General features: G+C 58.1%; 18 protein-coding genes. 2 read left to right on the forward strand and 16 right to left on the reverse strand.

The genetic code is table 11. The annotated features are described in order from the left end of the window. Positions 1-34: 34 nt before the first annotated feature. Positions 35-1,906, reverse strand: a complete 1,872-nt coding sequence (locus F1381_RS10290; protein ID WP_151734759.1) for a bifunctional homocysteine S-methyltransferase/methylenetetrahydrofolate reductase — start codon at positions 1,904-1,906, stop codon at positions 35-37. Between the two features lie 172 nt (positions 1,907-2,078). Between F1381_RS10290 and F1381_RS10295 the strand changes: the two genes are divergently transcribed. Then, positions 2,079-2,336 carry a hypothetical protein gene (locus tag F1381_RS10295; RefSeq protein WP_151734760.1) on the forward strand — a complete coding sequence of 86 codons (258 nt, stop codon included), beginning with the start codon at positions 2,079-2,081 and terminating at the stop codon, positions 2,334-2,336. On the opposite strand, the gene F1381_RS10300 is transcribed toward F1381_RS10295, so the two are convergent. The 5 genes from F1381_RS10300 to F1381_RS10320 all read right to left on the reverse strand — a co-directional run bounded on the left by F1381_RS10300 (position 2,309) and on the right by F1381_RS10320 (position 10,250). Next, positions 2,309-3,409, reverse strand: a complete 1,101-nt coding sequence (locus F1381_RS10300; RefSeq protein WP_151734761.1) for a GerAB/ArcD/ProY family transporter — start codon at positions 3,407-3,409, stop codon at positions 2,309-2,311. The two genes, F1381_RS10295 and F1381_RS10300, sit on opposite strands and share 28 nt — an antisense overlap. 19 nt (positions 3,410-3,428) lie before the next feature. Then, on the reverse strand, positions 3,429-4,658 hold the full coding sequence (locus tag F1381_RS10305) for a Ger(x)C family spore germination protein (protein ID WP_151734762.1): 1,230 nt from the start codon (positions 4,656-4,658) through the stop codon (positions 3,429-3,431). Next, on the reverse strand, positions 4,645-6,288 hold the full coding sequence (locus F1381_RS10310; protein ID WP_151734763.1) for a spore germination protein: 1,644 nt from the start codon (positions 6,286-6,288) through the stop codon (positions 4,645-4,647). The genes F1381_RS10305 and F1381_RS10310 overlap by 14 nt, the downstream gene beginning before the upstream one ends. Positions 6,289-6,444: 156 nt before the next feature. Beyond that, complete coding sequence (dapF, locus tag F1381_RS10315; RefSeq protein ID WP_151734764.1) at positions 6,445-7,281, reverse strand: diaminopimelate epimerase; 837 nt, start codon at positions 7,279-7,281, stop codon at positions 6,445-6,447. A 152-nt stretch (positions 7,282-7,433) separates the two neighbouring features. Next, positions 7,434-10,250 (reverse strand): calcium-translocating P-type ATPase, SERCA-type, encoded by a 2,817-nt coding sequence (locus F1381_RS10320; protein ID WP_151734765.1) that lies wholly within the window; start codon positions 10,248-10,250, stop codon positions 7,434-7,436. 189 nt (positions 10,251-10,439) lie between these two features. On the opposite strand from F1381_RS10320, the gene F1381_RS10325 reads away from it, so the two are divergent. After that, positions 10,440-12,317 (forward strand): Rqc2 family fibronectin-binding protein, encoded by a 1,878-nt coding sequence (locus tag F1381_RS10325; protein ID WP_151734766.1) that lies wholly within the window; start codon positions 10,440-10,442, stop codon positions 12,315-12,317. Between the two features lie 425 nt (positions 12,318-12,742). Here the strand turns inward: F1381_RS10325 and F1381_RS10330 are convergent, their stop codons facing one another. From F1381_RS10330 to F1381_RS10375, 10 genes are all read right to left on the reverse strand, one after another. Further along, positions 12,743-13,630: a PHP domain-containing protein gene (locus tag F1381_RS10330; protein ID WP_151734767.1), complete on the reverse strand. Its 888-nt coding sequence runs from the start codon at positions 13,628-13,630 to the stop codon at positions 12,743-12,745. After that, a complete protein-coding gene (locus F1381_RS10335; RefSeq protein WP_151734768.1) occupies positions 13,608-14,222 on the reverse strand; it encodes a GNAT family N-acetyltransferase in 615 nt (204 codons plus the stop codon). The genes F1381_RS10330 and F1381_RS10335 overlap by 23 nt, the downstream gene beginning before the upstream one ends. Positions 14,223-14,271: 49 nt before the next feature. Then, entirely contained in the window at positions 14,272-15,171 is a 900-nt protein-coding gene (locus F1381_RS10340; protein ID WP_151734769.1) for a selenium metabolism-associated LysR family transcriptional regulator, read from the reverse strand. Between the two features lie 152 nt (positions 15,172-15,323). After that, the gene (locus F1381_RS10345) at positions 15,324-15,761 is read right to left on the reverse strand and encodes a hypothetical protein (protein ID WP_151734770.1); all 438 of its coding nucleotides are present in this window, start codon (positions 15,759-15,761) and stop codon (positions 15,324-15,326) included. Positions 15,762-15,879: 118 nt separating this feature from the next. After that, a complete protein-coding gene (locus F1381_RS10350) occupies positions 15,880-16,845 on the reverse strand; it encodes a GGDEF domain-containing protein (protein WP_151734771.1) in 966 nt (321 codons plus the stop codon). Continuing rightward, the gene (locus tag F1381_RS10355; protein ID WP_151734772.1) at positions 16,826-17,728 is read right to left on the reverse strand and encodes an EAL domain-containing protein; all 903 of its coding nucleotides are present in this window, start codon (positions 17,726-17,728) and stop codon (positions 16,826-16,828) included. The genes F1381_RS10350 and F1381_RS10355 overlap by 20 nt, the downstream gene beginning before the upstream one ends. Before the next feature lie 296 nt (positions 17,729-18,024). After that, the gene (locus tag F1381_RS10360; protein ID WP_151734773.1) at positions 18,025-18,288 is read right to left on the reverse strand and encodes a YlbG family protein; all 264 of its coding nucleotides are present in this window, start codon (positions 18,286-18,288) and stop codon (positions 18,025-18,027) included. A 42-nt stretch (positions 18,289-18,330) separates the two neighbouring features. Then, positions 18,331-18,768, reverse strand: coding sequence for a YlbF/YmcA family competence regulator (locus F1381_RS10365; protein ID WP_151734774.1), 438 nt, complete (start codon positions 18,766-18,768; stop codon positions 18,331-18,333). A gap of 28 nt (positions 18,769-18,796) precedes the next feature. Next, entirely contained in the window at positions 18,797-20,758 is a 1,962-nt protein-coding gene (locus F1381_RS10370; protein WP_151734775.1) for a helicase-associated domain-containing protein, read from the reverse strand. Further along, positions 20,758-22,425, reverse strand: a complete 1,668-nt coding sequence (locus tag F1381_RS10375) for a DNA repair helicase XPB (RefSeq protein ID WP_151734776.1) — start codon at positions 22,423-22,425, stop codon at positions 20,758-20,760. The genes F1381_RS10370 and F1381_RS10375 overlap by 1 nt, the downstream gene beginning before the upstream one ends. Between the last annotated feature and the right edge of the window lie 91 nt (positions 22,426-22,516).

The raw sequence follows: 22,516 nt of genomic DNA on the forward strand, positions 1-22,516 counted from the left end.
ATCACATCCATTACACTATTGTAATTGATTCTTACTAGCGAAACAAGGGGGACAATCGGCGGCCCTGCTTCTGCCAGATGTACTCCAGCAGCTGGACGCTCATATCGTAGAACATGAACGGCGTCATCAAATATATGCCGTTGAAATGGGCAGCGGCGACATCCAGCAGTTCCTTGGCGATGGCTACACCTTCCGCCCGTCCCTCTGCTCCTTCAAGCCCCTGCATCCGGCTGCGCACCTGGTCCGAAAGCTGGATGCCCGGAACCTCATTGTGCAGATACTCGGCATTGCGGCCGCTGGCCAGCGGCATGATTCCGATAAAGATCGGTATGCTGAGATGCGCGGTGGCCTCAGCGATCCGGACGATTAATTCCGGATCATAGACCGGCTGGGTCATAATATAATCCGCGCCCGAGGCGATCTTCTTCTCCAGCCGCTCCACCGCCTTGTTCAGATGCTTGACATTCGGGTTGAACGCGGCACCGATGACGAATTTCGCCTTTTGTTTCAGCGGCTTGCCCGAGAAGGCAATGCCGTCGTTGAGCTGCTTGATCATCCGGATGATCTCGAAGGAGGTCAGATCATAAATGGAGCTTGAGCCCGGCAAATCCCCGAACCGCGCCGGATCCCCTGTAACTGCAAGCACATGGTCGATGCCCAGCGCGTCAAAGCCCATCAGATGCGACTGCGTTCCGATCAGATTGCGGTCGCGGCAAGCCACATGCACCAGCGGCCTCAGGCCGGTCCGGGCCTGCACGAGATGTCCCAGCGCCATGTTGCTCATCCGCGTAACCGCCAGCGAGTTATCGGCCAGTGTTAAGGCATCGGCCCCCGCTCTGCGCAGGGCTTCCGCGCCCAGCATGAACTTCGCAATATCAAGGTCACGCGGCGGGTCGAGCTCCACGATAACCGTGTGCCGCTCCTTCACCAGATCGACCAGCGTCGGTTCACCGCCGCCGCCGGCATCTTCGCTAAAGTGCTCCTGTACCGCAATGCGTTCTTGGACCCGCGGCTGCACCGGCTCCGGCAGCGGCTGCGGAACATATGCCTGCAGCGCCGTTGATATTTCAGCAATGTGCTGCGGTGTAGTGCCGCAGCAGCCGCCGATAATCCGGCAGCCCAGATCGGCTAGTACCGGGGCCATCTGGCCGAAATATTCCGGCGAAGCCCCGTAGCGGTATTGCCCGTCCACATAATCGGCGACCCCGGCATTCGGGTACACGGACGCCGGAAGCGTCAGGCTGCCCTGCAGCACACCCAGCGCCCGCTTAATGCCGTTCGGACCGGTACGGCAGTTGAAACCGATGACATCCGCGCCCTCCTGCTCCAGAATGCGGAACGCTTCCGGCAACGTGAACCCGTCCAGCGTCCGGGCCATCTCGTCCACCGCCAGCTGGCAGATCACCGGAAGCCCGGTGAGCTTGCGCACCGCGCGAAGCGAAAGCTGCAGCTCCTCGACATCATAGAAGGTTTCGAGCATGATTCCGTCCGGATCCTCCGCCAGCAGTGCCGAGAACTGTTCATTAAACAAGCGCTTCAGCTCCGCAGAAGACAGGTTAGCCCGCTTGCCTGCACGTATGGATCCGGCTGCACCGACAACATAACCTGTATCGCCCGCAGCCCTGCGTGCGATCCGCACGCCTTCCCGGTTGATTTCGCTGACCTTGGACTCCAGTCCGTATTTGGACAGTTTGTCATAGTTGGCGGAGAAAGTGTTGCTCTCCAGAAGAACGGCGCCCGCGTCCACATAGCTGCGGTGCACCTCTTCAATCACCTCCGGCGAGGTTAGATTCAATTCCTCGTAGGAGATGCCTACGGGAAAACCTTTTTGATACAGAAAAGTGCCCATGGCCCCGTCCCCGACCAAAACCCTGTTGCTCCAAGCTGAGCGCAAATCCGGCTTCACCGCTAGAACCTCCCCTGTCTGTCCTTAGTTTCATACTAATGTAACATAAAACGGGTAGGTTGATAAGCCGGATCGGCCTAAAAGCGGCGCTTACCGGTACATGCCGCATGTCCGGGCGGAAATTGATCCATACTACTGTAAATTGTACAAACGGGAGGCATCCATTTTATAAATGAAGAAAAAAATCCGAAAGCAGCTGCTCCGCAAATATGCGGCATTATCACTGCTGTCCCTCCTTTCGCTGCTGTACCTGCTGCTGGGCGACTGGCTGTTCGGCTACGGGTTATTGAATTTGTGGTACATCTGCAATTACTTGCTTTATACCGCTTCAGAGAAGCTGACAGCCCTGTTCCTCCTGCTCTGCCTGCTTATTCCCGACGTTTTCTACTGGATAACAGGCACTCAGCCCGGACGCCGCTCGGAGAAGTGACCTTTCACGGCGGTAATGAGAATCAGCACACCGGGAACAGCGAGCATATAGAAAGGATATATCGTGTACAGCAGCTTTCCGCCCTCATTCAAATGTTCGATGAAGCTTCTGGCGTCCAGCATGGAGATGAGGAGAATAAGCAGCGCGGCGGGATACAGCATTTTGCGGTAAGGGAGCTTGAACACTTCGGAGATGCCGATCAGCGCGGCGGCAAAAAACACCGACATTTTGAAAAACACGCCGATAATCAGCACCATCACGACGAAAATATCCACGCGTTGAATAAAATCGGAAATGGAAATTTTGCTGATGGCCGGCATGAGCGGCAGCGGCGAGCGCTGGGCGATATCCGCACCCAGTACAGCGATGTTGAGCGCCATGGTGAAGCTCAGTAACAGCGCTGCGGTCGCCATCGCCCCCATAATAACCCAGGGCCCCTTCCGGACATTAGAAAGATAGGGCATCAGCATGGTGAAGCACACCATTTCGCCAAACGGGAACATATAATTCTGCCGCACCACGGACTCGATTACGGGCTGTATACCGGTTTCCATTACAGGCAGCAGACGGTTCAGGTTAATGGACCCCGAGAGCATCAGCATAATGGTGCTGAACACACCGATCAGAAGCACGATCAGGAGGAAGACCAGCGATGTTCTGGTCAACACCTCGATTCCTTTATGGAGTACATAAGCGGCGGATAAAATCATCAGTGTGCTCAAAATAAACAACGGTGTATGGTGCATGGTGGCCATGGCCAGCATCGTGCTGCCGTCGCGCATATCGCGGGCTGCCAGATTCAAATACAAAATGATATAGGCAATGGAGACGGGTATCCCGACCGCTTTGCCGAGTATCTTGGTGGTGTAGCCGGCGAACGTCAAATCCGGATGCTTCCAATAGAGATAAGCGTATCCCAGAAATACAAGGATGCCGGCCAACCCTCCGAGCAGAATCGAAATCCAGGCATCCTTTCCGCTGAGCACCCCCAAATTAACGACCAGTGCTGTCCCCAGTTCAAACAACAACGTAATGCTGAAGAACTGGCTTAAACCGATTCTTACGCTCCCCATATCTGCACCCCTTCCGTCTTCAATTGTTTACCTGAAAAGAATTGCTGCGCATATCCGTGTGTCTGATGACGGCATCCGCCTTAATCCGGACCTCGCACGATTGAAAGATATCTTCCCAATGGTCTTTGATCCGGTTCCAGCCGCGGGGATTCTCTCTGCGAAGTGCTTCTCCGAAGCCGATATAATCACTGCCCAGTCTGCGGGCCTCCTGCACAGCAAGCTGAATCATGTTAACCGTCTCTGCGGTTAAGCGGTCCGACAAGCCCTCGATCACTTCCGGATTGGAGTAATCCAGGGTGCTGGGTCCTTCCTTCAGCGCAGCCTGCTGCGAAATATTCACGATGATCAGCGGATGCTCCGGATCCTTGCCTTCGGCGGCAATCTTTACCGTAGACTGATACACATTAAACGCAATAAATCCGCCCTCCTTGTCTTCGACCAGGGACGGGAATTCTTTGACCTGGTTCTGCAGCAGTGCTGTTCCAAGCGCCGTCTCTCCCTCCAGCCAGCCTTTCAGCTTGTCGTCCTTGAAAGCGGCCAGCCCGGTGATCCGCAGGATGGCTTTCGGGGCAATTGTCTTCAGATTGTCGTTGGAGCCTGCGTTCTCCTTGTCGCCGGTCGTCTGAACCCCGTTAATTGTAGGGCCCCCGCCTCTGAGCTGTATTCCGCGGATCACCTCATCGACCTCCAGCCGGTAATTATAGCCGAACTGCTTGGAGGTGGTCTCCAGCTTCTCCACGAGATCATTGGCCGGAATCTTGCTGAATACGGTCATGGTGGACATCAAGTCCTTAGCAGGCTGCCCCTTGGAGATAAACATTAGACTGGTCAAGCGCGTATCGCTCTCTCTTTCCAGCACGTCCATAATATCCCGGATCCCTTCCCGGGCGAATTTCTCGGAGATGACCAGCACACGGACATGCCCGAGCGAGAGAAAACGGGCTGTCTGCCGCGAAGCATTGGCGAGCGCCTCGAACATGGTCCGGCCCTTGCCCGTGTATAAAGCCACCGGTGCAATCCCTCTCGCTTTCTCGCCGGAAATTTCCTCAGACACGATCACCTGGAAGGACAGCACGTACTTATCCGCTTCTGTCTCGCCTCTGTCGATGGCCACCCCGGATACAATCGCCCGGCGGTTCAGTTCGACACTGTCCCAGCAGCCTGCCAGGAACAGCGGCATCACGGCAAGCAACAACGCAAGCGGGACCAGGCAGATGCGGCCCGGCTTACTCCAGCTACTCCTGTTCATCGCTGTCCTCCTCCCGCCGTTTCTGCTGTAACTCTTCGTTCTTCTGAATCGCCGGCGAAAGCGTGGCTTCGTGTCCCGTTGTCACCTGCATCGATTTGGGCAGCTCGGCCCGCATCTGCTGCGGGGATTTGCCGGTATTCATCAGCCACATCGGCAGACGCAGGATGGTATCCTTCTGCCCCCTCACCGAAAGTGGGACAAACGGCGACAGATAAGGGATACCGAAAGACCGCAAGCTGTTCATATGCGCAACCATAACGATCAGGCCAAGAGTAATTCCGTAGAAGCCGAACATTCCGGCAAGCAGCAGGAACGCGAAGCGGATCAGCCTTCCCGCAATCGCCATATTGTAAGCAGGAATGGCGAAGCTGGCGATTCCGGTCAGAGCGACCACAATGACCATTATGGGCGTAATGATGCCCGCCTCCACCACCGCCGATCCCAGAATCAGCGCGCCGACCACAGAAACAGTCTGTCCGATGACACGCGGCATCCGCACACCTGCTTCCCGCAGAAATTCAAAGGCAACTTCCATGAGCATCGCTTCGACAAAAGCGGGAAAAGGCACGTTTTCCCGCTGGGACAGCAGGTTGATGAGCAGCGTCGTCGGAATCATTTCATAGTGATAGGTTGTCAGGGCAATATAAACGGAAGGACCCAGAATCAGGACGACGAAACTGAGATAACGCACAATCCGCATCAGGATGGCAATATCAAAGCGCTGGGAATAATCCTCGGCCGACTGGAAGAATTGGGTAAATACCGCCGGAAGCAGCAGCACAAACGGCGTGCCGTCAACAATAACCGCTACCCTGCCCTCCAGCAGATTGCCGACCACCACATCCGGACGCTCCGTATTATAGATGGTCGGAAAAGGGGTAATGGTCTTATCCTGTATCAATTCCTCGATAAATCCCGATTCCAACACTTCGTCGATCGCCACTTTCTCCAGGCGTTTACGAACCTCACCGACCAGATCGTCGCTCGCATAGCCTTTCATATACATCATGACCACCGGTGTCCGGGTCTCTGAACCGATCTTCATGGTTTCCATCCGCAGCTTAGGCGAGTGAATCCGGCGCCTGACCAGTGATATGTTAGTGGCAATCGATTCTACGAATCCGTCCTTGGGACCGCGCACTACCAGCTGTGAGGTCGGCTCACTGACCGACCGCCATTCTCCGCCCCGGGTGGCGCATAGGATCACATCCGTGTAACCGTCCAGGAAGATGGCGGTATCTCCGCCGAGTATGGCAATCAGAATATCGTGCCATTCATCCATAATCGACGCTTCGCCAATCTCCAGTGCGCGGCCAAGCAGAAGATCAGGCAGATGAACCGCCGGGTCATCCGTCAAAAGATCCGTGTTCTGCAGCAGGGAGCCCATCACAAATTCATTCAGCGCCTGGGTGTCGGTCAAGCCGCTGAGGTGAACCGCTGCCGCCTTGATCCCCGGCGAAGAGCCAAGGCGCACCTCCCGTATTTTGATATCGGGACTGTAGCCGACCTCGGCCTGAATATTGCGGAGGCTCTCACCCAGCACAGGAGATATGCGGCGTTCCACGCCTTCCCGCCTGCCTCCGGCAGCCTCCGCTTCGCTCCTGCCGCTGGAACCATGTCTGGCGGTCATTTCGCTCCCCCCTTTTCCGATAATGGGTTATTATTCGCGGTTCACTCTGCCATTATTCGGATAAAAAAAGGATGCTCCGGGCAACGGCCCGAAAAGCATCCTTTCTTTGACGAAACGGTATTCACTTCTGTACCCTTGTTATGTCCCAAGGAATGATTAAACCTCTACAGTACCGGTGTATACCACTTGTGCAGGACCGGTCATATATACATGATTATCTTCTTCGCTCCAGCGGATAAACAGATCTCCGCCCTTCAGACTGATGACAGCAGAGCGGTCGGTGAGGCCGTTCAGCACCGAGGATACCAGTGTCGCACATGCACCTGTTCCGCAGGCCAGAGTCGGCCCCGCACCGCGTTCCCAGACGCGCATATCGACATGCCCGCGGTCCTTCACGGTGGCGAACTCCACGTTCACCTTGCGCGGAAACAGTGGATGTACTTCCAGCTGCGGTCCCCAGGTGGCCAGATCGAACGACACGGCATCATCCACATAAATGACACAATGCGGGTTGCCCATAGAGACGGCGGTGAACTTGAACTCCGCACCGCCAGCAGCGATCGCTTGATCCAGCACAGGCTCTGCATCGATAGCGACCGGAATCTGCCGACCGGACAAGACCGGCTCGCCCATATCGACCGTAACCGATTGGACAACACCGTCCTCCACCTGCAATTTCACCTTCTGCTCGCCGGCGCCAATGGTTTCGATCACGATTTCTTCGCTGTCCACCAGCCCGTGTTCATAAACATACTTGGAGACGCAGCGGATGGCGTTGCCGCACTGCTCCGCCTCCGAGCCGTCCGAATTCATGATGCGCATCATGTAGTCGCCGCGTTGCGACGGCAGAATATAGACCAGGCCGTCCGCGCCGATCCCAAAGTACCGGTTGCACAATTTGACGGCCAGCTCGGAAGCATTGCCCGGCCGCTCCTGTTCCCCGTATACAATGATAAAGTCGTTGCCGAGTCCGTGCATTTTGGTAAATTCCATATCTGATTCACTCCTATGAGATGTTGGTTTCACTGCCCGCGCGGTTGTTCCGCTTGGTGCCCGGCCGCTGCCGCACTGCTGGTTCCAGTGCACTGCAGGGCCGGAGCCGTGAGACTAGCATACCCCAAGGAGCGCCGCCAGCGCTATTGATTTTATGCCGAAATTTTTGTACTTTTCATCATCGGCGGCCGTCCTGCCCGGGCACGGTTCTTCCTGCCGCCCCAGACGCTGCCTGCTCCCATCAGGAAGGTCGGGATGCCGGCCATCACCAGAACAAGGCACCAGTCGCGGAAGCCCAGCGGTACCGTCTTGAAGACCGGCTGCAGCACCGGCAGGTACATCACGGCCAGCATCAGTACAACAGATGACAGTACGGCCAGGACCAGCGGCTTATTCTGGAACGGATTGCGGTGGAAAATTGAGCGTGAGCTGCGGCAGTCAAAGACATGGATCAGCTGCGCCATAACCAGGGTGGCGAAGGCCACCGACTGGGCCTGAATCAGCCGCTGTGGATTTCCGGGGTCCACCCGCAGGGTGAGCCAGAAGGCGGCGAGTGTGCACAGACCGATCAGCAGGCCGCGGCTGATAATCTTCCAGCCCAGCCGCCGGGCAAAGATATTCTCCCTTGCGCCGCGCGGTTTGTGCTCCATTAGGTCCTTCTCGGGCTGATCCACGCCCAGCGCCATGGCCGGCAGACCATCGGTGACCAGGTTGACCCATAGAATCTGAATCGGCACGAGCGGCAGCGGCAGCCCCAGCATCATGGCAAAGAACATTGTCAGAATTTCGCCGACATTGGAGGCCAGCAGGTAACGGATAAATTTGCGGATATTCTCATAAATGCTCCGCCCTTCCTCGATCGCCGCCACAATCGTGGAGAAATTATCGTCGCCCAGAACCAGCGCCGACGCCTCCTTGGTCACATCGGTGCCGGTAATGCCCATCGCGATGCCGATATCCGACGCCTTGATCGCCGGTGCGTCGTTAACCCCGTCGCCGGTCATCGCCACCACATGGCCGTGTCGCTGCAGCGACTTGACGATCCGCAGCTTATGCTCCGGAGATACACGGGCATATACACATACTTTGTCGGACACTTTGTCCAGCGCATCGTCATCCATTCGGCTAAGCTGGCTGCCCGTCAGCACGGAGCCGCCGCGCTGCAGAATGCCGAGCTGATGGGCAATCGCCTCGGCGGTTGTCCCGTGGTCGCCCGTGATCATGACGGTCTTGATGCCGGCCCGGCGTGTGACACTGATCGCATCGCGCACCTCCCGGCGCGGCGGATCGATCATCCCGGCAAGTCCCACGAAGATGAGCTGGGACTCGGCCTCCTTCTCGCTGGCCGCCGTTTCCCCGGAGCGCAGCTCGCGGTAGGCCATGCCGAGCACACGGAGCGCCCCGGAGGCCATACCTTCATTGGCTTCCAGCACCCTTTGCCGCAGGGTTGGCGTGCATGGCACCACTCCGCCTTCCCAAAGCATATAAGAGCAGTTATTCAGCAGCACATCGGGCGCTCCTTTGGTGCAGATCATCCGGCCGCCGGGATGGCTGACCAGCACGGACATCAGCTTACGCTCGGAGTCAAAGGGAAATTCCTTCTCTCGGGCAAAGGTGACGGCCAGCGTCTGCGCGCTGAGCCCCATTTTAGCCGCCAGGGCGACCAGGGCGCCTTCCGTCGGGTCGCCTTTCAGCTCCCAGACGGATTTCAGTGGACCTGCTTTATCCGCTTCCGGCTTTTCTTTAGCTTTGCGCTTACCGCGCATTTCCTCGGGGAAGGTCTCCACAATTTCCGCATTGCTGCACAGGGCGCCGACCTGCAGCAGCCGCCGTAAATTCTGGTCCGTTTTCAGATCAACCGGCTTATTCTTATCCAGAATCTGTCCGAACGGGGCATAGCCCTCCCCGGTGACCTCCAGACTCCGGCCGGCGGCCCACACCTGCGTAACCGTCATTTTGTTCTGCGTCAGTGTGCCTGTCTTGTCAGAGCAAATGACAGAAGCGCAGCCGAGTGTCTCTACCGACGGCAGCTTGCGTACGATAGCCTTTCGCTTGATCATCCGCTGCACGCCAAGCGCCAGGGCGATGGTTACAATCGCCGGCAGGCCTTCCGGGATGGCTGCAACCGCCAGGCTGACGCCGGCCAGGAACATGGCCGGGGCAGGCTGTCCGTGCAGGATGCCGGCCAGCACTACAACAATCGTCAATCCGAGCGAGACATAAATCAGGATTTTGCCCAGCTGCTCCAGGCGGTGCTGCAGCGGCGTCTCCTGCGACTCCGTGTTCTGGATCAGGTCGGCGATCTTGCCCATTTCCGTATCCATTCCTGTACGGATTACCACCGCTTTGCCGGTCCCGCGGGTAACCATCGTTCCCATGAAGCCGATGTTCTTCTGGTCGCCAAGCGGTATCTCCTCCGCGTGGATCGCTTCAGCATGCTTGGAGACGGGCAGCGATTCACCGGTCAGTGCGGATTCCTCGGCATACAGCGCGCTGCACTCCAGCCAGCGGACATCCGCCGGCACGCGGTCGCCGCTCTCCAGCAGCACGATATCGCCGGGAACGAGCATTCTCGCCGGTACCGTCTGTTGACTGCCGCCGCGCAGCACCTTGGCCGTGGGCGCCGAGAGCTGTTTCAGCGCCCGCAGCGAGCGCTCGGCACGGAACTCCTGTACGAACCCGAGTATCCCGTTCAGCACAATAATGGCAACGATCGTGACCGCATCCAGATATTCGCCCAGCAGTCCCGATACCAGTGTCGCGCCCATCAGCACCAGGACCATAAAATCTTTGAATTGGTTCAGCAGCAGGGTCAACGGCGAGACCGTCTTGCCTTCCGAAAGCTCATTGGCGCCGCTTTCCTTGCGCCTTGCCTCCGCTTCCTCTTCGCTCAGGCCCGTTTCGGGATGAACGCTCAGCAGCTTCTGCAGTTCTTCCGCACCGAGCCGGTGCCAACTTTTTTGTTCCATGATTACCCTTTCCCCTCCCGGTCGTTTCTTGACTTCCGGCGGCGCACAGCTTTTCCACCCGTTCATGAGCCATTGTATTCATGGTCGTCCCAAATTATCACCGGAGAAGCGGGTTCTCCTTTTGCGCAAGGTGTCAATCTATGGCATCATAGAGAGGGATTATCACATTCATGCGACAGGAGAACTAATATGGCACTAGACGGCATTGTTACCAGAGCGATCGTGCATGAGCTTCAGCCGTTCACCGGCGCACGCATCGGCAAAATATATCAGCCCAACCTCCATGACCTGATCTTTATCCTGCGGGGGGCCGGAGGCGGCGGCAAGCTGCTGCTGTCGGCCAACCCGACATATCCGCGGCTGCATCTGACGGAACGCAGCAGCATCAATCCGGCCGAGGCGCCGATGTTCTGCATGCTGCTGCGCAAGCATTGCGAAGGCGGAATGATTGAAGCGGTCACCCAGGTCGGCATGGAGCGGATCATCCATCTTGATATCCGGACCCGGGATGAGCTTGGAGATGTCTCGGCGAAGCGGATCATCATAGAACTGATGGGCCGGCACAGCAACATTATTCTTACCGACCTGAATACAGGGACGATTATCGACGGAATTCATCATGTAACGCCATCCATCAGCAGCTACCGGATCGTCATGCCCGGCTTCGCCTATACAGAGCCGCCGCAGCAGCACAAGCTGAACCCGCTCACTATCGGACGGGAAGAATTCTTCCGCTTAGCGGTCGCCGCTGAAGAAGCCGCCCGGCGGGAGGCCGAAGCGGAAGAAGCGCCGGCCGAAGAGCTCATCGAAGGCGACATCGCCAAGTTAGCCGGCCACGTGGAGCCGCAGCGGCCGGACGGAAGCGGCGGTCCCGCCCCTTCCGCCGATCTCACGGGCTGGCTTGTGCACGCATTCAGCGGCATTAGTCCCCTGGTAGCCGGGGAGATTGCGAAGCGGTTAAGCAGCGGTGCTCTGCAGCCTATGGATGAATCTGCAGCCGGACAGCTGTGGGCTGCATTCGATGCTGTGCTCTCCCCGGTACGGGAGAATCATTATTCCCCTGTATCCGGAGCGAATGCGCGCGGGAAGCTGGTCTATTCGGCTATACCGCTCACATTGCCAGGAGATGAGCTTAAGCACTACGAGACGATCAGCGCCTGCATGGAGGATTATTACGGTGACAAGGCTGAGCGCGATACCGTGAAGCAGCGGGTCAGCGATCTGATCCGCTTCCTCACCAACGAGCGGACCAAGAACATCAAGAAGCTGGACAATCTTCACAAGGATCTGGAAGAAGCCAAGGATGCCGACCATTACCGGATCTGCGGCGAGCTGCTGTTCGCTTCCCTTCACGCCGTCTCCAAGGGTGACAAGGAGGTCCGGCTCGTGAATTATTACGACGAGAACCAGGCGGAGCTCACGATCCCGCTCGACCCGCTGATCAGCCCTTCCGACAACGCCCAGCGGTATTTCAAGAAATACAACAAATACAAGAACAGTCTGCTGGTCATCGATGAACAGCTGGTTAAGACGCGTGAAGAGATTGTCTACCTGGAGACACTGCTGCAGCAGCTTGCGGACGCTTCCCTGAACGATATCGAGGAAATCCGCGAAGAGCTGGTCAGCCAAGGCTATCTGCGGGACCGCAGCAAGAAGGGCGCCAAGAAGAAGAAAAAGAACGCCCGGCCCACGCTCCAGGTCTTCACATCATCCGAAGGCATTGACATCTATGTCGGCAAGAATAACCTGCAGAACGAATACCTGACGAACCGGCTTGCAGCACCTGGCGATACCTGGCTGCACACGAAGGACATCCCCGGCTCCCATGTGGTCATCCGCAGTGAAAGCTACGGCGAGGCTACATTGGAAGAGGCTGCGCAGCTGGCCGCTTATTTCAGCCAGGCCAAGCAGTCCAGCAGCGTACCGGTGGACAGCACGCTGATCCGCCATGTCCGTAAGCCAAGCGGTGCCAAGCCAGGCTTCGTCATATACGACCATCAGAAGACGTTATTCGTCACCCCGGACGAAGAGCGGATCAAGAGCCTCCCGAGTGCGCTGAAGAGCTAGAGCGGCGGCGGGATTCTTGGGCCTAAATGGCGAGCAATTTCATCCAAAACCGTGATGTAAATGTATTTCATACAATTATTCCCGGCTATATTGCCTCCGCCTCCGCTTTAATTGCACTATCTGCAATTATACTCGCGGGAGAATAGCCGATTGGGAATATTCCGTAATAATAATTGTGCCAAATGCAGCTATTTCAAGCAAAACCGGTATTCCCAACGATATAGTTGTACAAAGTGCAGTTAAACCTTAAATTCCTTTATGTCGGTGGCGGCTGCATAACGCAGCCGCCACCATACAAAAGAACCTCCGGATCAGAAGCTGACGCTTATAATCCGGAGGTTCTTTGTCCTATTTGCCCTTGTTGCATAACCGATTATGAAATGAGCTCGTCCATTCCGGCTCACTGCAGTTTCAATCCGCCCCTTTTAGTGGCTGCCTGAGGCCTCCCGCAGCCGCAGCAGCACATCCGCCGGAACGCGGACGCTGCCGATGTCGCCGTGGAAGACGACGCCCTGGCGCACACCGTGATAGTCGGAGCCGCCGGTAGCCAGGAGGCCGAACTCCTCCGCCATGGCGGTGTACCTCGCTGCATCTGCCGGGCTGTGGTCCGAATGGTAAGCTTCTATGCCATAAGGCCGCGCGGTGCTGAGGATGCTGCGGACCAGCTCATCGTCCCCGTAGATGCCGGGGTGGGCCAGCACCGGAACACCGCCGGCCTCCCTGATCCAGCCGCAGGCCGTCTCCGGCGAAATCCGCGGCAACGATACGTATGCCGCTGCCCCTTCCGCGAGATATTTGTCGAAAGCGTCGCGCATATTCCCGGCGGCTCCCAGCCGGACCAGCTCATCGGCGATATGCGGTCGTCCGATGCTCTCGTCCGGCTTCAGCTCCCGGCCCAGATTCGCTATGACCTGCTCCAGCGTAATGGAAATGCCGAGCTCGCGCAGCTTGGCGAGAATAGCTTCATTCCGCTGCGCCCGTGTGTCCCGCTGAGCCGCCAACCGCGACAGGAACAGCTCCTGCTCCGTATCGATGTAATAGCCGAGTACATGAATCTCCTTACCGCCCGCCCGCGTGCTGATCTCTACGCCGGGCACGACAGTAATCCCATACTGGCGTCCGGCCTCCACAGCCTCGGCCACACCGCTCACCGTATCATGATCGGTGATTGCCACAGCTTCCAGCCCCTTCTCCCAGGCCAGCCGCACATTCTCTGCCGGAGGCTGCTTGCCGTCCGAAGCTGAAGTATGCGTATGCAAATCGCAACCGCCGCTGCTTTCCAACGTGGTCTTATTTATCACATCCTGCTGCATGTACGCCACTCCAATCTTTAATATACCGGATGCTGCGCGCATCCCATTCCTCGCGGAGAATGCCCATCTTGACCGCATCATAGTAGTCGCCGCGCACAATCCGTGCTTTGCGGACCCGTGCTTCTTCCAGCATGCCGCATTTGGCCGCCAGGCCTATCATGCGGGTATTGCCCGACCAGGTGCCGATGCCGAGCCGGACAGTATCCACTGTTGCAAATAAATACTCCATCCAGCAACCGAACGCCTCAGTGCCGTAGCCGCCGGACCAGTAACGGGAATCATAGATGGTGATGCCGATTTCAAACCAATTGGTCGCTTTATCGACCCAGTAGCGGCCCACCGTGCCCTTCAATTCGCCGCCGATTTCAATCGCCAGCCGGTTGCGGGGCGTATCGGTGCCGACAATGGCCAGCTGTGCCTGGTAACGGTCCGCGAACTGCCCGAACGTTTCTTCTTCAAGCGGTTCATAAGGCCCGTCCCATTCCAGAAATTCACGGTCCTCTGCTTCATAGTAATGATAATACATCCGCCGGATGTCGCTCTCTGTCAAATCTCTGAGCACCACCCGTTCACTCCGCAATACAATAGACATGCCCATCCCCCGTTCCTAAACTATCGGCACCGGCCCGCAGGAAAGGCCCTTACCGTTCATTCGTATGCTGCCGCAGGTAAGTCAGGAAGGTCACTGCAGAGATCGGCAGCAGCGTTGATTTCAGGTGAATTGCATAAAATTGCCGTTTAAAAGAGGTCCCGGCCAGATCGACGATGCGCAGCAGCCCCAGCGCAGCTTCATGTTTGACGGAGGAAGCGGAAATAATCGTCAGGCCCAGCCCCGCCTCCACGGCCGATTTCACTGCGCCTGTGCTGCCCAGCTCCATGACCACCTGCATGGCCCCAGAGTCAATGCCCTTGGATATCAGTTCTTCTTCCATGACCCGGCGCGTTCCGGACCCTTGCTCGCGCAGCACGAACGGATACCGCAGCGCTTCCTCCAGCGTTACCTCCGCCTGATCCGCCAGAGGGTGTCCGCCGGGAACGATCAGCTTCAGCTCATCGCCCATCACCGGCTCCACCTCCATGTCCGGATGGGAGACCGGCGCCTCGATCAGCCCGAAATTCAGCTGATGCTTCAGAATCTCCTCCATGATCTGCGTGGTGTTCATCACCTTCATCATGATGGAGATATGCGGGTATTCCTTGCCGAAAGGGCCGAGCAGCCGCGGCAGCACATACTCGCCGATGGTCAGGCTTGCACCCAGCAGCAGCCGCCCTTCAAGCATATGGGTAAAGGCCGACATCGCCTGATCAGTTTCCCGCATCAGCTGGATACTGCGGAGGGCGAACGGCAGCAGCGTACGGCCCGCTTCGGACAGCATAATTTTTTTGCTGGAGCGGTCGAACAGCTTGGTGCCGAAATAGTCCTCCAGCGCCTGCACCTGCATCGTCACCGCAGGCTGGGTCATATGCAGCGTCTGCGCAGCTGCAGAGAAGCTGCCCCGTTCAGACACGGTATAAAAAATATGTAGCTGATGAAAATTCATGCCTCGAAAACTCCTTCGTCAAAGTAAAGAGCAGCTGTGGCTGCCGATCGCTCCAGTACATCCCGCAATTAGCAGAAGAACTTATAAATTCTATAATCTCAAAAAAGGACATGCAGCAATAAAGCCGCATGTCTGCTTATGGGGCTGCCGGGTTATCTGCGCTTGCGGCGCTTCTTGCCCGGTTTCTTCCGGCGGGGCTGTGCCAGCCGCGCATAATATCCCTTTAAATCCCGCAGCTGGGGCAATGCGGAGATCCGTCCGAGGAAGGTCAAAGCCACCATCACATCCAGCGGACGGCCGGAGAGGCTGGTTACACCCTCCACCCGGTTGAACTCGGCGATCATGACCGTATCGTCGTCAATCAGATACGCATTGTACTCAGGAGCCTGGTAAGGCTTGATCCGGCGCTGCCTCAGGCATTGCCACAGCCAGGCGTCCAGGTCCTCTGCGGCAGCGCCCTCCTGCTGAATCCGGTCGGCATACCGGCTCCGCGCGTGGTGGGTGATGGAGATATCGGCGACACAGTGCTCGTTCAGCATGATATGGAAGGGTTCATACGTCCGCTCCAATTCCATCCCCTTGAAGGGCATATTCATCACACTCCACACAAAAAGGGTCTAGGCATGCTCTTATTGTTGTCCATCTTACCCTATATACACGGCTTGTTCAAGCATGTTCCCTTTCTGTTCCATCCAATCACTGCCAGGCTCAGCTTGCCGACCCGGCCAGGATGCCGGTATCGTCCACGCATATACTGCCCGGAATCCCCTTGCATTTCTTTTTAATGCGCGCCGACTCGCCCGACAAAGCCTCAATGGAATCGTAACGCCGCCAGCGGCTGGTCACCACGGCAATCGAAATGGAGACGAGCGGGATCTCCTCGACTGCCCCTGAGCGGGCTTCGGTCAGCACATAACGCTTGGCCAAATGCGTCTCATGGTAGAATTCCTGCATCGTCTTCTCGAATTGGCGGATGATGTCCCTGCAGCACTCTTCGTAGCGGTAATGATTCAGGCAGATGATAAAGTCATCCCCGCCGATATGGCCCAGAAATCCGTCTGCCCGCAGCGCGCTGTGCTTCAAGATCTCCGCCGTCGCCTGAATCATCCGGTCGCCTTCTTTGAATCCATATGTATCGTTGTACGCCTTAAAGTGGTCCAGATCGATGTACAGCACGCTGAACTGCTCCTGCAGCAGCGACTTCACCAACCGTTCGTTTATGCTCAGGTTGCCCGGCAGTCCGGTTAAGGGATTGAGGAAACTGGCTGCAAGCGCCTGTATTTCGGCAAAATTAAGCAGCAAATCCCGCACGCTGACCGCCCCGAACAGCTTATCCTCACGGGTAACCAGCACATAATCATACAAATGCTCGTCGCTGCGGTTCATAGCGAGCTTGCTGACCTCGGTTATCGGTGTCCGGTAATCGACCAGCAGCGGTTTTTTATCCATGACCAGCTCTACCGCCCTGCCCATATACAAGGTATATCCATAGAGGGTTCCGATGCTCTGGTAAAAACGGATGCGCATAATCAGCGCCATCGGCACTCCGTTCTCTGTCACGGCCACCCCGTGCAGATGCGGATTCTGTTTAAAAATCCGGTCTACCACCTCACATTTCTGATCCAGGGATATTTCCGGAATCTGTTCGGCAATTTCACCGATTTGAAGAAACATGCTTGAGCCCCCCTTGTCGCAGCGCAGATCTGTCGGCGGGCAGCGCTCCTGGAACCGGTCTGCCTGCCGGCCTGCCGAGTGCATACCCTTGTCCGAAATGAATTCCGCTTTGCCGTAAGTAATAGAGCTCCTGCTCCGTCTCGATTCCCTCGGCGATCACTTTAGTCCCCGACCGTTCAGCGTACTCCCTGACCAGCCCCAGCAGTTCCTGCTGTTCCCGGCTGTCCTGAATGTCACGGATCAACGATTTATCCAGCTTGATGAATTCCGGTTTCAGATAAACGAGTGTCTTGAGGCTGTTATAGCCTGACCCTGCATCATCGACGGCAATCCGGAAGCCTTGCTTGCGGTAATGCGACAGCACCTTTTCAAAGCCGACATAGTCCTGAACCGCCTGGCGTTCTGTCAATTCAAAGACGATGCGCTCGGGAGACAGGCCCAGTTCGCCGAGCAGCGCCATCGTTTCACCGCTTTTGTGGCGGACGTCACCCAGCACACCGGGATGAACATTGATGAAGACCAGGCCGTCCGCCGGCGTTTCTGTGCGGCTGCTGCGCTCCACATACCTGGAGAGCGACATCCGGCGGCAAAACAGCTCAAAGCGGAACATCTGCTCCGTACACCCGGCGAACTCATAAAATTGCTCTGTAGAGGGAAAATGCGGCGAACTGGGCGGACGGTTCAGCACCTCATGTCCGATGGTACGCCCTCCGGCCAGCTGCACAATCGGCTGAAAGAACGTATCCAGCCGCTCCTGATGCATAATATCCAGAAAAGCAGACAGCCTCCCCAATTCCTTGATCTCTTGTTTGATCCTTCCGTTCAGATGCTGCATAACCTGCATACATAAAGGCAGCCCTCTGGAAGCATTCTCTGCTTTCATCCCATCACCCGCATGTTTTCTCGTGAATTTTGTCACTATTCTTCCAGTATAGGACGCAAATATTAAGCGGCGATAAAATTCACGGATAAACGATCACAAATCGGCAAATTCCACCAAGAAAGGCGTCCCGGGCTTGCGCAGGAATGTACCCTCAGACCCCACATGCCGGATTTTTTGCATATAAAATAACCCCGCAAAGCGGGGCCTTGGCATGAAGTCCATTCAGGGACTTTCAGGGATAACCTTAAAAAAGCAGACGCCTGACGGCGCCTGCTTCTGCGGGCAATTGCTGCTGGTCACAGACCGTAATACCGGGTCTTGTCCTGCGCGTTGCTCGAATATTCCGTCTTCAGTTCATTGCGGTAGGATCTTTCGATCTTGCGTACATAGGAGAGCCGGCGGACATTCTTCATGACCTCCTCGGCCCGGTCCGCATTCACATACATTACCGCGTAGTGCATCTTACGGGAGACATAATGCAGTGTCCCGTATTTCTCCAAGTTCCGCGCCGCTTTGACGTCGCTGACCCAGACGATATATCCTGTCCGTTCCGCAAACATGTGCTCATCCGCCTCTCGTTCATCCCGGCATGCCGCCAGGGCTTATCCGCAGGAACATTTGCCCCCGCTGCCGCATCCGCCCTTCGGATTCGGGTCATTGCTTGGAACCTTGATGCTGTCCGAGACCGCGAAGGCGATCGTCTCCGACATCGTATGCAGCATGTCGTCCAGCGCATTCTCCGCCTGCTTAAAGCGGACAACCTCCTCGAATTGCTCCAAATCCTTCTCCACGGCCGCCACTTCGTCTTTCGCGGCATGGTAGTTCGGATGGAAATGCCCGAACCGCTGCGTCTCTTCAAACAGCTCTTTCTTCGCCTGCAGCCGTCTGACCATGCTCTGGATGTCCGGGTTGCCGTTCACCCGGCTTTTCCAGTATAAGTAATCCGCCACTTCGGCGGACTGGTTAATCATATCGCCTAATTCATAGGCGTATGTCAGCACTTCGGTCATATCGACCGTGTTCATTTCCGCTACGCTCATGAACTTCACTCATTTCTGTACAAATATTCTACGGTGTACCAGTAGACTTTCTTATCATACCATAACCGCCCGTCGCAGCAGAAGAAGAATTTCTGCGTCCCCCGGGCGGAAGCAGCTTCATCTCCTGCCACTCGCCTGCGGCCAGCACCGTTTCCTCCGGCATGGAGCCCGGCCTCAGCAGGATCCCCAACACCCTCCACGGTGCGCCGTGGCTGCGTTCAGGGATGAACACGCAGGCTTCGCCGCTAACGGCAATCTGTACCTTTAGCCCGTATTCCAGCGCATGCTCCATCATCTCCCGGGCAGTCGAGGCGTGGTAATGCCGCCACTCCTTCAGCCACATCAGCGGAACACCGCCCTCTTCCGCCGCCTGCTCCGCTGGAGTGGCCGGAACCAGCGGCAGCTCTGTAAATGCAGGAGCTCCGGGCCCGTGCGCTGCGCGCAGCGGCGGCAGCGCATAGCGCACGGGCGGCTGCGCTCCGCTGCCGCCGATAAACAGCTGCTGCAGCGCGCCCGCCGCTGCCTCCTGCCCGGCGAACGCGCGCGGCGGAGCCAGGCCGGCTGCGGCCAGCTCCTTGCGCAGCGCCGCCACGTCTGCGGCCGCCACCGCGAAGTGCAGCGGGCCGAGCCGCATGAGCCGCAGCCGCGGATGCGCGGCGATCACCGCAGCATCCTCAAGGCTGCGGCAGGTCAGGAGAATCGCCTCCGACAAGACGGTCCGGCCGATTCCCTTGCTCCAGAGCCGCAGCGCCTGTCCGGCCTGCTCCGGCAGACCGCCGTCCGCGTGTCCGGCGAGCCAGGCGATGGCCTGCTCCGGGTCCAGGCCATGCTCTGCCGCCTGCTCCAGCCGCTCCCTGGATAAGCGGAAGCTCCACAGCTCCTCGCTGTGCTCCAGCTCGGCACAGGCAGCCAGCGTCCAGCGGACACTGTAAGGCACCTCCGGAGGCACGAGCACCTCCAGATCGGGCTGGACGATAAAGCTTGCCCGCGCAGCTGCGTTTCGACCGCGCTCTGCGGCGGCATGCCCCGCCGGCTCCCCGTTCACAGTGGCGGCAGGACTCCCCGCCTCCCCGTGTGAGGCATTGCCCGCAAGGCGCGGCTTGCCCTCCGTCCAGCGGAAGCACCGCTCTCCTCCGGCGCCGCCGCCAAGCTCCATCCAGCCGCAGCCGGCCATTGCCGTGAGCCAGCTTTCACAATGCTGCTGAAGCATCTGGACCGGCTGGCCTGCTGTCAGGCCCGCCTGCTCCAGCTCCGCCAGCACCTCCGGCAGCTTGGCCCAGCGCCCCGGCGCGAAGCGGCTGCCGGAGATCCAATACCGGAAATGAAGCAATTCCGGCTCCCGGGCGCCGTACCGCGCCAGCAGCACTCGATAAAGAATATCGTTCATTTCGGCTTCGGTCAGCTTAAGCCAGCCGGCCAGCGTCTCCGGCACCAGCGTGATTGCGCCGCCTTCTTTTACCGCGAGTCCCAGGGTAAACAGCAGATCCAGCAGCACGGCAGCCCCGGCGGAGAGATTCCCCGCAGCCTCGGAAGCGACCGGCAGCAGCCCGCTCCACGCCTGGCCGTTTCCCTTCAGCGCAGCAGCAAAACGGCCGGCGGCAGCTTTATGTATTTCGCCCTTGGCCGTTAGCATAAGCCCGGCGCCGGACATAAAGACCAGCGCGCGGAACAGCTCGCCGGCTATATTCGGACCGCCCTCCACGCCGGTAATTACTGCATTGTCTTCCCCGGAGAGTGCCACCGGAAACCTTTCATGCAGGATTTGCGGAATCCGCAGCTCAGGAATCCGGTACCAGGCTTCCCCCCATAATTTCTGCCGCAGCTCCAGCCACCCTTCCTGCCGCAGCTCCAGCAGGACCAGCGCAAGCTCCGCCCGGCACATCGCGGGCGGACGGAGCTTGCCGGCTTGCTCTGCGGGGAACGGCAGGGCGGAATGGGCTGAGAATATCCGCATAAGCATTTCCTGTGCTTCATCGGTCAACCCGTACATTATTGATCTCCTTTCATTAGGGAATGAGCGGTTCTGACCGCATATTCATAACCCTGCTCGGTGAGGAACAGCCGGCGGCGCAGTGCGAAATCCTGTTCCCGGCTGTCCTCCGAGACAAGCGTATAGAAGTATGCCTTGTTGTCTCCCGGCTTCGGACGCAGAATGCGGCCCAGCCTCTGCGCTTCCTCCTGTCTCGAGCCGTAGGCGCCCGAGACTTCAATGGCCACTGCGGCATCCGGCAGGTTGAGGGCAAAGTTCGCCACCTTGGACACCACCAGCACCCGCAGCGCCCCTCCATTGAAGGCCTCGTACAGCTCCGAGCGCTCACGCTGCGGCGTTTTACCGGTAACCAGCGGAGCTTGCAGCGCATCTGCCAGCTGTTCAAGCTGGTCGAGATATTGTCCGATCACCAGCACCGGTGAGGCGGAGTGGACCTCGACAATCCGTCTTGCCGCCTCCGCCTTGTCCGGGTTTACCGCCGCGAGGCGGAACTGCTCCCTGCTGCCCGCATAAGCATACTCGCTCCTGAGCCGCTCATTCATCGGAACTGTAAGCTCAACGCATTCGACCGCAGCGATATAGCCTTCCTGTTCAAGCTGTCTCCAGGGCAGCTCGTAGCATTTAGGGCCGACCAGAGAGAAGACGTCGTCCTCCCGTCCGTCCTCCCGCACCAGCGTGGCGGTAAGCCCCAGCCGGCGGGTGGCCTGAATGTCGGCAGTCGCCCGGAACACCGGAGCCGGCAGCAGATGCACCTCATCGTAAACGATCAACCCCCAGTTCCGTTCATTAAAAAGACTCATGTGCAGAAAAGGTCCGTCTTTGCAGGCCCGGCGGGTCAGCATCTGATAAGTCGCCACCGTCACCGGACGCACCTCCCGTTTCTCTCCCGTATACTCGCCGATCAGCGCTTCGGGGAGCCTGGTGCGGCGCAGCAGCTCCTCCCGCCATTGCCCGACAGAGGTGGCGCTCGAGGTCAGGATCAGCGTTTCGCATTGCAGCCGCTCCAGCACGGCAATACCCACGATGGTCTTCCCAGCGCCGCAGGGCAGGACGACAACCCCGCTGCCGCCGCCCGTCTCAAAGGCGCCGGCTGCTTCGCGCTGGTAACCGCGCAGCCGGAACCCTCCGCCGCTCCAGGCCACGGACAAGGTCTGCCCCGCCCGGTAGCCGGCCCGGTCGAGCACAGGGTAGCCGAGCCGGGTCAGCTCCTGCTTCAGCAGGCCGCGCCCCGCGGCCGGCAGCAGCCATTCCCGGGGGCCGGCCCGGCGCAGTCCGAGACCGGTCAAGGCTGCATTCTCCTCCAGCGGCATCGGCAGGCTATCCCCGAATGCACGGAGCAGCATCAGCGCCGGGTCTCCGGGGCAGGTACACAGCTCCAGGCTGCCGTATCTGGACATTATTTCGGCAATTTCCTCATACAGGCCCGCCGGAGCAGCCCAGCGGGACAATCCGGCCAGACTGGCACAGATCTCTTCTGCGGTATGGCCGGAAGCCGCAGCGTTCCATAGCGACAGCGGTGTAATCCGGTATGTGTGATAAGCGGGCGGACTCTTCAGCAGCTCGGCATAACCGGAGAGCTGCCTTCTGGCCTCCGCAAATCCGGGATGGGCGCACTCCAGCAGCACGGTGCGGTCCCGGCGCAGGATGCAGGCGCCTTGTCCATTCATAGCAACCCCTCCAATATGTTCATAGTGCATCTAATCCCTATTAAAGCAGGAAGAAGCCCACCTCCGGCCTAAGGCCGGACATGAGCTTCCC

Source organism: Paenibacillus tengchongensis (genome assembly GCF_008973665.1).
Lineage (GTDB): Bacteria > Bacillota > Bacilli > Paenibacillales > Paenibacillaceae > Paenibacillus_AQ > Paenibacillus_AQ tengchongensis.

Coding starts and splice junctions, on each gene's coding strand:
- F1381_RS10295 (WP_151734760.1), top strand. CDS start 2,079: ATGAAGAAAAAAATCCGAAAGCAGCTGCTCCGCAAATATGCGGCATTA.
- F1381_RS10300 (WP_151734761.1), bottom strand. CDS start 3,409: ATGGGGAGCGTAAGAATCGGTTTAAGCCAGTTCTTCAGCATTACGTTG.
- F1381_RS10305 (WP_151734762.1), bottom strand. CDS start 4,658: ATGAACAGGAGTAGCTGGAGTAAGCCGGGCCGCATCTGCCTGGTCCCG.
- F1381_RS10310 (WP_151734763.1), bottom strand. CDS start 6,288: ATGACCGCCAGACATGGTTCCAGCGGCAGGAGCGAAGCGGAGGCTGCC.
- dapF (WP_151734764.1), bottom strand. CDS start 7,281: ATGGAATTTACCAAAATGCACGGACTCGGCAACGACTTTATCATTGTA.
- F1381_RS10320 (WP_151734765.1), bottom strand. CDS start 10,250: ATGGAACAAAAAAGTTGGCACCGGCTCGGTGCGGAAGAACTGCAGAAG.
- F1381_RS10325 (WP_151734766.1), top strand. CDS start 10,440: ATGGCACTAGACGGCATTGTTACCAGAGCGATCGTGCATGAGCTTCAG.
- F1381_RS10330 (WP_151734767.1), bottom strand. CDS start 13,630: ATGCAGCAGGATGTGATAAATAAGACCACGTTGGAAAGCAGCGGCGGT.
- F1381_RS10335 (WP_151734768.1), bottom strand. CDS start 14,222: ATGTCTATTGTATTGCGGAGTGAACGGGTGGTGCTCAGAGATTTGACA.
- F1381_RS10340 (WP_151734769.1), bottom strand. CDS start 15,171: ATGAATTTTCATCAGCTACATATTTTTTATACCGTGTCTGAACGGGGC.
- F1381_RS10345 (WP_151734770.1), bottom strand. CDS start 15,761: ATGCCCTTCAAGGGGATGGAATTGGAGCGGACGTATGAACCCTTCCAT.
- F1381_RS10350 (WP_151734771.1), bottom strand. CDS start 16,845: ATGTTTCTTCAAATCGGTGAAATTGCCGAACAGATTCCGGAAATATCC.
- F1381_RS10355 (WP_151734772.1), bottom strand. CDS start 17,728: ATGAAAGCAGAGAATGCTTCCAGAGGGCTGCCTTTATGTATGCAGGTT.
- F1381_RS10360 (WP_151734773.1), bottom strand. CDS start 18,288: ATGTTTGCGGAACGGACAGGATATATCGTCTGGGTCAGCGACGTCAAA.
- F1381_RS10365 (WP_151734774.1), bottom strand. CDS start 18,768: ATGAGCGTAGCGGAAATGAACACGGTCGATATGACCGAAGTGCTGACA.
- F1381_RS10370 (WP_151734775.1), bottom strand. CDS start 20,758: ATGTACGGGTTGACCGATGAAGCACAGGAAATGCTTATGCGGATATTC.
- F1381_RS10375 (WP_151734776.1), bottom strand. CDS start 22,425: ATGAATGGACAAGGCGCCTGCATCCTGCGCCGGGACCGCACCGTGCTG.